The 13,143-nt window shown below is 67.7% G+C and carries 15 protein-coding genes; 9 read left to right on the top strand and 6 right to left on the bottom strand.

Annotation, left to right across the window (positions count from 1 at the left end):
* The first annotated feature begins 2 nt into the window (after positions 1-2).
* From rplF to ABNQ40_RS27195, 7 genes are all read left to right on the top strand, one after another.
* Positions 3-536 (top strand): 50S ribosomal protein L6, encoded by a 534-nt coding sequence (rplF, locus tag ABNQ40_RS27225; RefSeq protein ID WP_109051338.1) that lies wholly within the window; start codon positions 3-5, stop codon positions 534-536.
* A 5-nt stretch (positions 537-541) separates the two neighbouring features.
* The gene (rplR, locus tag ABNQ40_RS27220) at positions 542-904 is read left to right on the top strand and encodes a 50S ribosomal protein L18 (RefSeq protein ID WP_098740487.1); all 363 of its coding nucleotides are present in this window, start codon (positions 542-544) and stop codon (positions 902-904) included.
* A gap of 12 nt (positions 905-916) precedes the next feature.
* Complete coding sequence (gene rpsE / locus ABNQ40_RS27215; protein WP_014246902.1) at positions 917-1,486, top strand: 30S ribosomal protein S5; 570 nt, start codon at positions 917-919, stop codon at positions 1,484-1,486.
* A 2-nt stretch (positions 1,487-1,488) separates the two neighbouring features.
* Entirely contained in the window at positions 1,489-1,680 is a 192-nt protein-coding gene (gene rpmD / locus ABNQ40_RS27210; RefSeq protein WP_042694084.1) for a 50S ribosomal protein L30, read from the top strand.
* A 4-nt stretch (positions 1,681-1,684) separates the two neighbouring features.
* The gene (rplO, locus tag ABNQ40_RS27205; protein ID WP_109051337.1) at positions 1,685-2,170 is read left to right on the top strand and encodes a 50S ribosomal protein L15; all 486 of its coding nucleotides are present in this window, start codon (positions 1,685-1,687) and stop codon (positions 2,168-2,170) included.
* Between the two features lie 123 nt (positions 2,171-2,293).
* A complete protein-coding gene (secY, locus tag ABNQ40_RS27200; RefSeq protein ID WP_098740484.1) occupies positions 2,294-3,634 on the top strand; it encodes a preprotein translocase subunit SecY in 1,341 nt (446 codons plus the stop codon).
* Positions 3,634-4,281, top strand: a complete 648-nt coding sequence (locus ABNQ40_RS27195; protein ID WP_109051336.1) for an adenylate kinase — start codon at positions 3,634-3,636, stop codon at positions 4,279-4,281. Before secY ends, ABNQ40_RS27195 begins: the two co-directional genes overlap by 1 nt.
* Positions 4,282-4,374: 93 nt before the next feature.
* Here the strand turns inward: ABNQ40_RS27195 and ABNQ40_RS27190 are convergent, their stop codons facing one another.
* From ABNQ40_RS27190 to ABNQ40_RS27180, 3 genes are all read right to left on the bottom strand, one after another.
* On the bottom strand, positions 4,375-5,148 hold the full coding sequence (locus ABNQ40_RS27190) for a FadR/GntR family transcriptional regulator (RefSeq protein ID WP_098740482.1): 774 nt from the start codon (positions 5,146-5,148) through the stop codon (positions 4,375-4,377).
* Between the two features lie 163 nt (positions 5,149-5,311).
* On the bottom strand, positions 5,312-6,229 hold the full coding sequence (locus ABNQ40_RS27185) for a DMT family transporter (RefSeq protein ID WP_109051335.1): 918 nt from the start codon (positions 6,227-6,229) through the stop codon (positions 5,312-5,314).
* 127 nt (positions 6,230-6,356) lie between these two features.
* On the bottom strand, positions 6,357-7,061 hold the full coding sequence (locus ABNQ40_RS27180) for a hypothetical protein (protein WP_109051334.1): 705 nt from the start codon (positions 7,059-7,061) through the stop codon (positions 6,357-6,359).
* Between the two features lie 120 nt (positions 7,062-7,181).
* Here ABNQ40_RS27180 and ABNQ40_RS27175 point away from each other — a divergent pair, with 120 nt between their 5' ends.
* Entirely contained in the window at positions 7,182-8,048 is an 867-nt protein-coding gene (locus ABNQ40_RS27175; protein ID WP_199235404.1) for an N-formylglutamate amidohydrolase, read from the top strand.
* Between the two features lie 8 nt (positions 8,049-8,056).
* A complete protein-coding gene (locus ABNQ40_RS27170) occupies positions 8,057-9,220 on the top strand; it encodes a carboxylate-amine ligase (protein ID WP_199235595.1) in 1,164 nt (387 codons plus the stop codon).
* Between the two features lie 12 nt (positions 9,221-9,232).
* Here ABNQ40_RS27170 and ABNQ40_RS27165 read toward each other — a convergent pair whose 3' ends face one another.
* From ABNQ40_RS27165 to ABNQ40_RS27155, 3 genes are all read right to left on the bottom strand, one after another.
* Positions 9,233-10,327: an ABC transporter ATP-binding protein gene (locus tag ABNQ40_RS27165; protein ID WP_109051331.1), complete on the bottom strand. Its 1,095-nt coding sequence runs from the start codon at positions 10,325-10,327 to the stop codon at positions 9,233-9,235.
* Entirely contained in the window at positions 10,324-11,805 is a 1,482-nt protein-coding gene (locus tag ABNQ40_RS27160; protein ID WP_247879969.1) for an iron ABC transporter permease, read from the bottom strand. Before ABNQ40_RS27160 ends, ABNQ40_RS27165 begins: the two co-directional genes overlap by 4 nt.
* Before the next feature lie 227 nt (positions 11,806-12,032).
* Complete coding sequence (locus ABNQ40_RS27155) at positions 12,033-13,076, bottom strand: iron ABC transporter substrate-binding protein (protein WP_109051330.1); 1,044 nt, start codon at positions 13,074-13,076, stop codon at positions 12,033-12,035.
* Positions 13,077-13,143 lie beyond the last annotated feature (67 nt).

Raw genomic sequence — 13,143 nt, 5'->3', positions numbered from 1 at the left:
AGATGTCGCGCATTGGCAAGCATCCCGTGCCGGTCCCGGCTGGCGTCGACGTGAAGGTCGACGGTCAGCAGGTCACGGCCAAGGGCAAGCTGGGGCAACTCAGCCTGACCCTGATCGACGACATCAACGCCTCGCTGGAAGACGGCAAGGTGGTGGTGAAGCCGGCAAACGACAGCAAGCGCGCCCGCGTCATGTGGGCGACCTCGCGCACCCTGATCAACAACATGGTCACCGGTGTCAGCCAGGGCTACACGATCAACCTGGAAATCAACGGCGTCGGTTACCGCGCGGCCGTGCAGGGCAAGGAGCTGGTTCTCCAGCTCGGCTTCTCGCACGACGTGAAGTACCCGATCCCTGAAGGCATCACGATCAAGTGCGACAAGCCGACGGCCATCTCGGTCAGCGGCTACGACAAGCACAAGGTCGGCCAGGTTGCCGCCGAGATCCGCGGTTGGAAGAAGCCGGAGCCCTACAAGGGCAAGGGCATCAAGTACGAGACCGAAACCGTCCTGCGCAAGGAAGGTAAGAAGAAGTAACCGCCATGCTGAAGCCAAAGCAACTCCACGAGCGCCGCAAGCAGCGCGTGCGCGCGCAGATTGCCAAGAAGGCCGGCGGGCGCGTTCGCCTCTCGGTCTTCCGGTCCAATCTGCACATCTACGCCCAGATCATCGACGACGTGAACGGCCAGACGCTCGCGTCCGCCTCGTCGCTCGAGAAGGAGCTGCGCGAGCAGCTCAAGCACGGCGGCAACGTCGATGCTGCCAAGCGCATCGGCGAGCTGATCGCCGAGCGCGCCAAGGCCGCTGGGATTACCGAGGTCGTGTTCGACCGCGGTGGTTACATTTACCATGGCCGGGTCAAGGCCCTGGCCGACGCCGCCCGTGAGGGCGGGCTGTCGTTCTAAGGAGGCCCGGATATGGCACGTGAACGTGGGGAGCGGGACAACCGCGACCGGCAGCCGCGCGAGCGGGAAGAAAGCGAGCTGATCGAAAAGCTCGTCGGCATCAACCGCGTTGCCAAGGTGGTCAAGGGTGGTCGTCGCTTCGGCTTCGCCGCTCTGGTCGTCGTTGGCGATGGCAAGGGTCGTGTCGGCGTCGGCTCGGGCAAGGCCCGCGAGGTCCCGGAAGCCATTCGCAAGGCGACCGATCAGGCCAAGCGCGGCATGATCCGCGTCCCGCTGCGCGAAGGCCGTACGCTGCATCATGACACCAACGGTCACTTCGGTGCCGGCAAGGTCGTGCTGCGGGCCGCTCCGGCCGGTACCGGCATCATCGCCGGTGGTCCGATGCGCGCGATCTTCGAGGCTCTCGGCGTCGCTGACGTCGTGACCAAGTCGATCGGCACGTCGAACCCGCACAACATGATCAAGGCGACCTTCGACGCCCTGACCCAGGTCACCAGCCCGCGGTCCGTCGCGGCGCGCCGTGGTCGTCGCGTGAGCGACATCCTCGGTCGTCGCGAGGCCGGCGCCGGTCAGGAGGCCTGATCATGAGCGAGAAGAAGACCGTCGTCGTGACCCAGATCGGCAGCCCGATCGGCCGCAAGCACGACCAGCGCGAAACGCTGGTCGGTCTGGGTCTCAACAAGCTGCACCGGACCCGCGAGCTGGAGGACACTCCGGCCGTGCGGGGCATGATCGCCAAGGTCGCGCACCTGGTCCGCGTCGAGAACGAGGGCTGAGATCATGACCAAGCTTAATGACCTGCGTGACAACGCCGGTGCCCGCAAGGCGCGCATGCGCGTCGGTCGCGGTATCGGTTCGGGCAAGGGCAAGACCGCTGGCCGCGGCGTGAAGGGTCAGACCTCGCGCACCGGCGTGGCGATCAACGGCTTCGAAGGCGGGCAGATGCCTCTGCACCGCCGCCTGCCGAAGCGCGGCTTCCGGAACATCTTCGCCAAGGAATACTCGGTGGTTAACCTGGGCATGGTCCAAAAGGCCATCGACCTGGGCAAGCTGAACGCCGCCGAGACCATCGATGCCGCGGCGCTCAACGCCGCCGGCGTCACCGGCAAGGTGAAGAAGGACGGTGTCCGTCTGCTGGGCAAGGGCGAGCTGACCGCGAAGGTTTCCTTCACGGTCGCCGGCGCGTCCAAGTCGGCGATCGAAGCCGTCGAGAAGGCGGGTGGCAGCGTCACGCTGACCGCTCCCGCCGCCGAAGCCGCCGAGTAAAGTTCCACGACAAGCCCGTGCTTGCGCGCGGGCTTTCGGGGCACTACAAAAAGCGAAGTCGCGAGGGGCGGCCTGCGTCATGCAGTGCCGCCCCGTTCGCGCTTACGGGACAGGGATTGGACCATGGCATCAGCGGCCGAGCAGCTTGCCGCCAACATCAATTTCGGGGCTTTCTCCAAGGCGACCGAGCTGAAAAAGCGGATTTGGTTCACCTTGGCGGCCCTGATCGTCTATCGGCTGGGCACCTACATCCCGATTCCGGGCATCGATCCGCACATCCTGCAGGACGTTTTCAAGCAGCAGGGCAGCGGCATCCTCGGGATGTTCGACATGCTGGCCGGCGGTGCGCTCCACCGCATGACCATCTTCGCGCTCAACATCATGCCGTACATCTCGGCGTCCATCATCGTGCAGTTGCTGACCGCCGTGTCGCCGCAGATGGAGGCCATGAAGAAGGAAGGCGAGGCCGGGCGCAAGAAGCTGAACCAGTACACCCGATTCGGCACCGTCGTTCTCGCCACCGTCCAGGCCTACGGTCTCGCGGTCGGGCTTGAGTCGATGCGCGGTTCCACCGGCGCGGCGGTCATCGACCCCGGCCTGTTCTTCCGCATCGCCACGGTCATCACGCTGGTCGGCGGCACCATGTTCCTGATGTGGCTGGGCGAGCAGATCACCGCCCGCGGCATCGGCAACGGCACCTCGCTGATCATCTTCGCCGGCATCGTCGCGGAACTGCCGCGCGCGCTGGTCAACACATTGGAACTCGGCCGCCAGGGCGCGCTGTCCACCGTCTTCATCATCCTGATGCTGGTGATGGCGGTCGGGGTCGTCTTCTTCATCGTCTTCATGGAACGCGCCCAGCGCCGCCTGCTGGTGCAGTACCCGAAGCGTCAGGTCGGCAACCGGGTGTTCGGCGGCGAAGCGTCGCACCTGCCGCTGAAGATGAACACGGCCGGCGTCATTCCGCCGATCTTCGCCTCGTCGCTGCTGCTGCTGCCGCTGACCGCGGTCGGCTTCGCCGGCGGCGAAGGGCCGGAGTGGCTGCAGGCGGTGTCGCGCTACGTCGCGCACGGCACGCCGCTCTATATGCTGCTGTACGCCTCGCTGATCGTGTTCTTCTGCTTCTTCTACACCGCCATCGTCTTCAACCCGACGGAGACGGCCGACAACCTGCGTAAGTATGGCGGCTTCATCCCCGGCATCCGTCCGGGCAAGAACACCGCCGATCACATCGACTATGTGCTGACGCGGCTGACGGTCATCGGCTCCGCCTACCTTGTGGCGGTTTGTCTCCTCCCCGAAATCCTGATATCCCAGCACTCGGTTCCGTTTTATTTTGGCGGCACCAGCCTGCTCATCGTGGTCACCGTCACGATGGACACGGTTGCGCAGATTCATTCCCACCTGCTGGCCCACCAGTATGAGGGATTGATCAAGAAATCGAAGCTTCGGGGGAGAAAGTAATGAACCTCATACTGCTCGGTCCGCCGGGCGCCGGGAAGGGGACCCAGGCGCGCCGTCTGGAAGACACTCGTGGTCTGGTGCAGTTGTCGACCGGCGACATGCTCCGCGCCATGGTGGCGGAAGGCGGGCCGCTCGGGCAGCAGGCGAAGGAGATCATGGCCGCCGGCAAGCTGATGCCGGACGAGCTGATGGTCAGCATGATCGCCGAACGCATTTCGAAGCCCGACGTGAAGAGCGGCTTCATCCTCGACGGGTTCCCGCGCACGGTCGCTCAGGCCGAGGCGCTGGATCGGATGCTGGACGAGAAGGGCCTGAAGCTCGATCACGTGATCGAGATGCGGGTGGTCGACGACGTTCTGGTGGACCGCATCACCGGCCGTTACACCTGCGCCAAGTGCGGCAAGGGCTATCACGACAGCTTCGAGAAGCCGAAGGTCGAGGGCGTCTGCGATGTCTGCGGCAGCACCGAGTTCAAGCGGCGCGCCGACGACAATGCGGAGACGGTGACCACCCGCCTGGGCCAGTACCACCAGCAGACCGCGCCGATCCTGCCCTATTACCAGGGCCGCGGCGTTCTGAAGGTGGTGGACGGCATGGCCGACATCGATGAGGTTACCAAACAGATCGGGACGATCCTCGCCAGTTGAGGATCGTTACCGTTCGAATAGGACAAGGCCGCAGCCTCCTTCGTGAGGGCTGCGGCCTTTTCTTTTTGCCGGCTTGTTGTCGGGCCGCCGGCTTCAGCCGGCGCTGGGGGAAGGGGAGGCGTCGGTCGCGCTGTCGGTGCCGCCGGTGGAATGGTCGGACATCGTGCGGTAGCGCGCCAGGATCCAGCCGAGATGGGCGGTGACGGCGCTCGCGGCGCCGTCCGGGTCACGGCGGGCGAGTGCCTGATGGATGGCGCGGTGATGCTCGATCATCAAAGCCTCATGGTTTTCCATGAAGGGCTCGGTGTGCTTCATCTCGACCATGTTGCCGAGGATGTCGCGGATGGTCGACAGCAGATGGAGGTAGACCGGGCTGCCGGATGCCTGGGCGACCGCGACATGGAAGTCCATGTCATCCGCCGCACGTCCGCCGTCGCGATTGGTCTCGCTCATCGCCGCCAGGATGCGGCCGATGGTGTCGATCTGCTCCGGTGTCGCGCGTTCCGCGGCACGGCGGGCGGCCCAGCTCTCCAGCGCCATGCGGATTTCGACGAGGTCGCACAGGTTCTGGTGGGTGCTGCGCACCATCGCCGTCAGCGCGCCGTCCATCATGCCGGCCGATGACACGACACGGGTGCCACCGCCCTGGACTGCGGTCAGGAAGCCCTGGGTCTTCAGCTTCTGCAGCGCAGCGCGGACGGAAACCCGGCTGACATGCAGCTGTTCCGCCAGCTGACGCTCGCCCGGCAGACGTTCCCCCGGCACCAGCTCGCCACGCGCGATGCGGTCGAGGAGCTGTTGGGCCACCCATTCCGAAATGCGCTGGGAGGAGGAGGGGACGTGAGCGCTGTCGTCGGTGCCGGGCACGGGTTGTTCCCCTTTGGTCGGAAGGCGGTTCATTGCTGAATGGTCATACCGGTAACGGTCCCGACGGGTGCGGTCAATGCCCGACCGCCGTGCTGCGGCGCCTTGCCCACGGGATGGAAAACTATGGCGGCGATGGCGATGGACAACTGCCTGGACCTGGGTGTCAGCGGCCGCCGGGACGGGCGAGCAGGATGCCCACCAGGATTACTGCGGCACCCAGCGCCTGCAAGGGACCCAGAGGCTCGCTCAGGAGAATCCAGGCGAGGATGGCCGCTGCCGCCGGTTGAAGCAGCAGGCTGACCGACGAGAAGGACGCCGGCAGATGCGCCAGGGCGTAGGCGATCAGGCTCTGGCCGCAGGCATGGCTGAACAGGGCGAGGCCCGCCAGCACGGCCCAGCCGGACGCGCTCGCCGGCAGCATCGCCTCGCCGTCATACAGCCCGATCGGCAGCAGCACCAAGGCGGATATCGCGCCGCTCCAGGTCATGATGGTGGCGGTGGAGAATTCCGCGCGCAGCCGCCCGACCGACAGGATGTAGCCGGCATAGAAGGCGGCGGTGAGCAGGGCCAGCCCATCGCCGAACAGATGGTCGGCGTCAAGTTGGAAGCTCTCGCCCATCAGCACGATGGCTCCGGCCAGCGCCAGCAGCATGCCCATGACGAAGCGGCGGGTGATCCGCTCCTTGAACAGGAACCACGCGGCCGGCGCCACGTAGAGCGGGGCGAAGTTCGCCAGCAGCGTGGAGTTGGCAACCGAGGTGTAGCGAATCGAGGTGTGCCAGATCGCGAGGTCGCCGGCGAAGAACAGACCGGCCAGCGACAGGCGGGCATAGTCGGAGACGGAGGAGGGACGGCGGCTGGAACGCCCGCCCCGCTGCCGCGACTCGGCGGCCATCCACAGCCCCAGTGCCGGCATCGCCAGTGCGGTCCGCCAGAAGCCGGTGGCGACCGGTCCGACTTCCGACAGCCGGACGAAGATGGGGGCGAAGGCGATGCCCAGGGCGCCGACCAGCAGCGCGATCAGGGCGATGCGCTGGGTCCGGTACGCATGATCGGCTGGGAAGGCACTGGCGTCTGGCATGGACCGCTTATAACGACCGCCCGGTTGCCGGACCAGCGGGACGCAAGTCATGGCTGCCGTGCGCCTCCGGGACTCTCCCGGAGGCTGCCGGCTGCGGCCGGAGAAGCAGTGGCCGGGAAACGGCGGATCAGCGCGGACGGATGCGGCGCAGCGCGACCGACTCGTCGTCTTCCGAGCCGAAATCGTCATAGTGGACCGGGCAGCGGCCATCCTTGCGCGGATGGTCCTTGACGGTGGCCGGATACCAGTCGCCCTTCCATTCCACCGACACCCGCATGCCGGGCTGGCACAGCGACGAACCGGCGGCGTAGCCACCGTTGTTGGACATCGGAGCAGCTCCCGTCGGCGCCTGCATCATCGGCGCCTGAACGCCGCCCGGCGGCACCGGGCTCAGCATCGGTGCGGCGGGCGCCGGCTTTTCCTGGTCGCAGAAGGCGGTGCAGACTCGCTTGGCGACCACCTGCCCGCCGCAGCTTCCGCCGAAACAGTCGCGATAGTCGGACTCGCAGCGCGCTTCGCAGCTGCTGTTGCCGCAGGAGTAGGAGCGGTCGAAATCGCCGACCGACTTCTTGATCGGCTTCTTCTCCGCCTGCTGGCGGTTGACGTAGGCCTGATATTCGTAGAGGGCGCGCGACCGTGCCTCGTTCACGCAGGCCTGCTGCGACATGCTACAATTCTGGCGGCAATAGTTGCGGTTCTGCTGGCATTGGTTGACGCAGAGCCGACCTTCGGCGGAGCTTGGCGGGACGAGGCTGTACTGCGTCTCGTAAACGGGTCCGCAAGCGCTGAGCAGCGCCATCACGGCAAGGCAGAGGGAAAGCAGGCGAAGCATGCGGGTCGTCTTCCGGGTGGGTTCGCGCGGGAGAGGGAAGGACAGCCTACCAGCTTGCCGTTCGGGCTACCACCATCGGCCGCGCTTCCGCCCGGCGTGGCGGTTGCGTTAGTGTGGCATATGGCCACATCACCCTCCGAACATCGCCAGCCCGTCACCGCGCCCGCACCGGCGCCGCGCAGTCTCCCTCCGCTGCTGGGCCCTGACGATCCGCCGCCGGCGACAACGCTGAACCCGGATGCCGGGGGACCGCTGCTGCTGCTGTGCGACCACGCATCGCGCGCGATTCCGCGGTCGCTGGCCGACCTCGGTCTGCCGGAGGAGCAGCTCTGCCGCCACATCGCCTATGACATCGGAGCTGCCGAGGTGACGCGGCGGCTGGCGGAGCGGTTCGGCGCCACCGCGGTGCTTTCCGGATTCTCCCGGCTGGTGATCGATCCGAACCGGGCGCTTGAGGATCCGACCGCCATCCCGGTGGTCAGCGACGACGTGGTGATCCCCGGCAACCGTGCGCTCGATGCCCAGGCCCAGGCGCAGCGGGTGGAGGCGTTGTTCAAGCCCTACCACGCCGCGGTGGCGGTGGCGGTGGCGTCGATCCGTGCCCGCGGGCAGGTGCCGGTGCTCGTTTCGGTGCACAGCTTCACCCCGGCCATGCGCGGGGTGGCGCGGCCCTGGCACATCGGCGTGCTGTGGGACAATGATCCGCGCCTGCCGGTGCCGCTGATCGACGCGCTGAAGGCCGACGGCCGCTGGTGCGTCGGCGACAACCAGCCCTATTCCGGCCGGGGCACGTTGGGCGGCACGGTGGAGACCCATGCGACCCCCGCCGGCTACCCCAATGTCCTGCTCGAGGTGCGGCAGGATCTGATCGCCACACCGGAGGGCGCCGATCTCTGGGCGCAGGTGATCGGCGATGCGCTGGAACCGCTGCTCTCCCTGCCGTCGCTGACGGTCGTCCACCATTATCCCCGGGCTGACACCGCATGAAAAGCACCGTGACCGAACCGTCCTTCACCCTCGGCCTGGAAGAGGAATATCTGCTGGTCGACCGCGGCACGCGCGACATCGTGACCAGCCCGCCGGACGAGATGCTGGAAGCCTGCCAGGAACAGGCGCCCGGCCGCATCCATCCGGAATTCCTGCGCTGCCAGATCGAGGTGGGAACGCCGGTCTGCAAGACGCTGGACGAGGCACGGGCCGAACTGGCGGCGCTGCGCGGCACGGTGGCCGGGGTGGCCGACCGCTACGGGCTGGCGCCGATCGCCGCCTCGACCCATCCCTTCGCCGCATGGGAGCCGCAGAAGCACACCAACCGCGACCGTTACAACATGCTGGCCCGCGACCTCGGTGCGCCGGCCCGCCGTCTGATGATCTGCGGCATGCATGTCCATGTCGGGATCGAGGATGACGACCTGCGCATCGACCTGATGAATCAGGTCCGCTACTTCCTGCCGCATCTGCTGGCGCTGTCGACCTCCTCGCCCTTCTGGCGCGGGCGCGACATGGAGCGCCGCTCCTACCGGCTGAGTGTCTGGCACGAGTTGCCGCGCACCGGCATGCCCGCCGGCTTCCAGAGCTATGGCGAGTATCAGAGCCATGTCGCGGTGCTGGTGAATGCCGGGGTGATCGAGGATGCCAGCAAGCTGTGGTGGGACATCCGCCCGTCCTCGCGCTTCCCGACTTTGGAGATGCGCATCACCGACATCTGCACCCGGCTGGACGATGCGGTGACGGTGGCGGCGCTGTATCGCTGCCTGCTGCGCATGTTGTGGCGGCTGAAGCTGCGCAATGTGACGTGGCGGCCCTACAAGAACCTGCTGATCGAGGAAAACCGCTGGCGCGCCCAGCGCTATGGCCTGGACAGCGGGCTGGTCGATTTCGGGCAGGGCCGCATCGTGCCCTACGCCGACCTGCTGGACGAGATCATCGACCTGACCCGCGAGGATGCCGAGCATTTCGGCTGCACCGCCGAGGTCGGGCGGGCGCGCGACATCCTCAGGCGCGGCACCAGCGCGCACCGGCAGATCGAGATCTTCCAGGCGGCGCTCGCCGACGGCGCTACGGAGGACGAGGCTTTGCGGCGGGTGGTGGACTGGCTGGCGGAGGAGACGATGGTGGGGGTGCGGGACGAGCCGTCATCGACGGGCCTCACCGCCTGATCCGCCCGCCCATCAGCGCAGGGGCGTGTCGAAGAGATGAGCCTCGCCCTCGACATGGATGCGGACGCGGCTGCCGATCCTCGGCAGGTCCAGGCTGGAATGGCGCAGAAGCAGCGGGTTGCGCTGACCCGGCACATTGCCGAGCGCCACCGCGACCTTGCAGACGGAGCCGCCGAACTCGACGTCGACGACCCGGCCCCAGCTTTGCGCAGTGCTCTCCCCGACGTTCGATGGGGCGTTCGGCGGGGCGTCGCGGTCGTCGACCACCAGCCGGAGTTGCTCGGGGCGCAGCATGATCTCTCCCGCGCCGCGCTGGGGACCGGCGGTCACCGCCAAGCGGCCGAGGCTGCAATTCGCCCAGCCGTTTTCGACGTCCGCCGGCAGGATGATCGCATCGCCCAGGAATGCCGCCGTCTCGCGGTCGCGCGGTCGTCGATACAGCTCCTGGGGTGAGCCGACCTGTGTCAGGCGGCCTTCGCGCATCACCGCCACCTGATCGGCGAAGGACAGCGCTTCGGCCTGATCGTGGGTGACGAGGATCGTCGCGATGCCGGCTTCGCAGAGCACCCGGGCGACAGTGCGGCGCAGGGAGTCGCGCAAGCCGGTGTCGAGCGCGGAGAAGGGCTCGTCCAGCAGCATCAGGGCCGGTTTGCGGGCAAGCGCGCGGGCGAGTGCCACACGCTGCTGCTGGCCGCCGGACAGTTCGTGCGGCCGCCGCTCCAGCATCTGCGGATCGAGTTCCACCGCATCCAGCAATTCCAGGATGCGGCTCCGCCGACCGGCATCGCCGCGCTCCAGCCCGAAACCGATGTTGTCGGCGATGCTGAGGTGCGGGAACAGCGCGCCGTCCTGCGGCACATAGCCGATGCCGCGGCGGTGGGCAGGCACGACGCCGGCGCCGTCCACCAGCGGGTGCCCGTCGAGCAGGATACGGCCGCTGTCGGCGGATTCGAAGCCGGCGACGATGCGCAGAAGCGTGGTCTTCCCCGACCCGGAGCGGCCGACGATGGCGGTGCGGCTGCCGGCGGGCACCGAGAGGTCGACATCCTCCAGCGCCACCGCGTCGCCATACCGTTTTCCCAGTCCCTGAACCTGAAGGAAACTCATCGTCCGGCGGCCCGTTTCGATTGGATGTGGAGAAGGATCGTCATCGGCAGCGACGCGGCGACCATCATCACCGCATAGGGGGCGGCCCCCGCATAGTCGATCTCGCTGGTCATCGCCCAGAATTCGGTGGCCAGCGTGCGCGTCCCGCTGGGGGCGAGCATCAGCGTCGCCGTCAGCTCGTTGGTGATGCCGAGCGCCACCATCGCCATGCTGGCCGCCGCACCGGGCGCGGCGAGCCGGAAGGTGATCTGGCGCACCGCCTGCAACGGCGTCCGGCCCAGCGCCATGGCCGCCCGCTCCAGCTCGACCGGCGCCTGGGCGAGGCTGGCCCGCAGTCCGACCAGGGCCCGCGGCAGGAACAGCAGCATGTAGGCCAGCAGCACCGTGCCGACGGTCTGGTAGAGCGGCAGCGCGACCCGCACGGTGATCGTCACCAGCGACAGTGCGACGACCACGCCCGGCAGCGAGCCGACATAGTAATGGCAGGCTTCCAGAACCCGTTGGAGCCGGCCGGGGGCGCGCACCGACAGCCAGGCCATCGGTGCGGCGGCGAGCGTGGTCAGCAGCGCGCCGGCCAGCGCCAGGGCGACGGTCTGGACGATGGCGCCGCCGATGTCGGCGCCCTGCCAGATGCGGGAACCGCCGATGGCCAGCCAGCGGCCGAGCGTCAGCAGCGGGACGCCGAGCGAGAGTGCGGCGAACAGCAGCGGGATCAGCAGGCAAAGCAAGGTCGCGTGGCCGAGTTCCACCGGGGCGGCCCGCCTTGCTGCACCGCTGCCGACACGGGCGTAGCGTTCCTGCCCGCGCAGCAGCACCTCGCCACCCATCAGCCCCATGCAGACCAGCACCAGAACGCCGGCCAGCATGTTCGCCGCCGGGCCGTTGTAGGCCGACTGGAACTGGTCGACGATGGCGGTGGTGAAGGTGTCGAACTGGATCATGACGTAGAGGCCGTATTCGGCCAGCAGATGAAGGCCGATCAGCAGCGAGCCGCCGCAGACCGCCAGCCGCAGCTGGGGCAGCACCACCGTCAGGAAAACCCGCCACGGTCCGTGGCCGAGCGAGGCGGCGACATCCTCCATCGTCGGATCGAGCCGGCGCAGCTGGGCGGCGACCGGCAAATAGAGGAACGGGGAATAGGCGAGCACCGAGACCAGCACCGCCGCCGCCAGCCCATGCAGGCCGGGCGCAACGGTGACCCAGGCATAGCTGTGGACGAAGGCGGGGACCGCCAGCGGCGCCACCGCCAGCCAGGCCCAGAACCGCCGTCCCGGCAGGTCCGAGCGCTCGGTCAGCCAAGCCAGCGTGACCGCCACCAGAATGGAAAGCGGCAGGGTCAGCAGCACCAGCAGCAGCGTGTTCACCAGCAGTTCGCCGACCCGGCGGCGGAATACCAGTTCGATCACCGTGTCCCATCCGGTTTGGATGGTGATCCAGACGACGAAGGCGAGCGGCATCAGCGCAAGCGCCGCGACCACCGAGGTGACGGCCAGGACAGGCAGTGCCGCCCGCTTCGGGCGGCGTGCGGTGACGAGGGAGGCCGCGGCGTGGAGCGTGGGGCGGTCGCGGTCCGCCTGCGGCTGGGAAGAGTGCGGGTGAAGAGCGATGACGGTGAACTCCGGAACCGGCTCCGGGTCCGTCCGGATGGACGGGCCTGAACTGCCGCCGCCCGCGAAGTCGATGCCGCGGGTGGCGGCAGATTGGATTACAGCAGGCCGGCCGCGGTCATCAAGTCGGTGACGGCCTTATTGTTGAGGGCCTCCGGCTTGACCTTCGGCGCCTGCAGCTTGTCGAGTGGCTCCAGCTTCGCATTGGACGCGATGCCGCCGGCAACGGCATATTCATAGGAGTCGCCGTCGCGCAGCACTTCCTGCCCGCCCTTGCCGGTCAGGAACTTCACGAAGGCCTCGGCCTCGCGCTTGTTCTTGCTGGATGCCAGCATGCCGGCGCCGGAGATGCTGACGAACGCGCCGGGATCGGCGTTGCGGAAATAGTGCAGGGCGACGTTCTTGCTGTTCTCGCCGCCGGTGCGGGCCTGATCGCCGATGTAATAATAATGGTAGATCACCGCGCCCTCGACCTCGCCGGCATTCACCGCCTTCATGGCGACGCTGTTGCCGCGGTAGGGCTTGGCGTTCTCCTTCATCGCCTTCAGCCAGGAGGCGGTGGCCGCCTCGCCCTTCAGCTGGAGGAGCGCGCCGACGATGGCCTGGAAATCGGCACCGGCGGGCGAGGCGGCCCAGCGGCCCTTCCACTCCGGATTGGCGAGGTCGAGCAGCGACTTCGGCAGCTTGTCCTGCGTCAGCTTGCCGGTGTTGTAGGCGAAGACGGTGGAGCGGGCGGCGATGCCGACCCAATGGCCGTTCGCCGGGCGGAAGCTCTCAGGCACCGGGGCCAGCGTTTCGGCGCCGAGCGGTGCGAACAGCCCGGCATTGTCGACCAGGGCCATCGCCGGCGAATTCTCCGTCAGGAAAACATCGGCGGGGGAGGCGGCGCCCTCCTGCACGATCTGGTTCCCCAGCTCCATGTCGCTGCCGTTGCGCACCGTCACCTTGATGCCGGTCTCACGGGTGAAGCGTTCCACCCACTCCTTGGTCAGGCTGGCATGCTGGGCGTTGTAGACCGTGATGCCATCAGCGCTCGGCGCCGTCTGGGCCGAGGCAAACCCGGGAAGGGCCACGACCGGCAGGGCGGCGAGAGCGGAGGCGAGGGCGAGCGACCGGACGAACCGGGAGCGGGAGATCTTCATTCCAACCTCTTCTTCGGACAGGCCGGGCCTTGGGGGCCAAGCCATCGCCGCCTTTTAGTCCCTCCCG

The organism is Azospirillum sp. A23 (genome assembly GCF_042938965.1).
Lineage (GTDB): Bacteria > Pseudomonadota > Alphaproteobacteria > Azospirillales > Azospirillaceae > Azospirillum > Azospirillum melinis.
The sequence above is the reverse complement of the archived record's forward strand: the minus strand, read 5'-3'. Positions and strand labels throughout refer to the sequence as shown.

Excerpts from the sequence above, each read along its gene's own strand:
- ABNQ40_RS27155 (WP_109051330.1), bottom strand. The coding sequence starts at position 13,076 with ATGAAGATCTCCCGCTCCCGGTTCGTCCGGTCGCTCGCCCTCGCCTCC.
- secY (WP_098740484.1), top strand. The coding sequence starts at position 2,294 with ATGGCATCAGCGGCCGAGCAGCTTGCCGCCAACATCAATTTCGGGGCT.
- rpmD (WP_042694084.1), top strand. The coding sequence starts at position 1,489 with ATGAGCGAGAAGAAGACCGTCGTCGTGACCCAGATCGGCAGCCCGATC.
- ABNQ40_RS27175 (WP_199235404.1), top strand. The coding sequence starts at position 7,182 with ATGGCCACATCACCCTCCGAACATCGCCAGCCCGTCACCGCGCCCGCA.
- rplR (WP_098740487.1), top strand. The coding sequence starts at position 542 with ATGCTGAAGCCAAAGCAACTCCACGAGCGCCGCAAGCAGCGCGTGCGC.
- ABNQ40_RS27180 (WP_109051334.1), bottom strand. The coding sequence starts at position 7,061 with ATGCTTCGCCTGCTTTCCCTCTGCCTTGCCGTGATGGCGCTGCTCAGC.
- rpsE (WP_014246902.1), top strand. The coding sequence starts at position 917 with ATGGCACGTGAACGTGGGGAGCGGGACAACCGCGACCGGCAGCCGCGC.
- rplO (WP_109051337.1), top strand. The coding sequence starts at position 1,685 with ATGACCAAGCTTAATGACCTGCGTGACAACGCCGGTGCCCGCAAGGCG.
- ABNQ40_RS27195 (WP_109051336.1), top strand. The coding sequence starts at position 3,634 with ATGAACCTCATACTGCTCGGTCCGCCGGGCGCCGGGAAGGGGACCCAG.
- rplF (WP_109051338.1), top strand. The coding sequence starts at position 3 with ATGTCGCGCATTGGCAAGCATCCCGTGCCGGTCCCGGCTGGCGTCGAC.
- ABNQ40_RS27185 (WP_109051335.1), bottom strand. The coding sequence starts at position 6,229 with ATGCCAGACGCCAGTGCCTTCCCAGCCGATCATGCGTACCGGACCCAG.
- ABNQ40_RS27165 (WP_109051331.1), bottom strand. The coding sequence starts at position 10,327 with ATGAGTTTCCTTCAGGTTCAGGGACTGGGAAAACGGTATGGCGACGCG.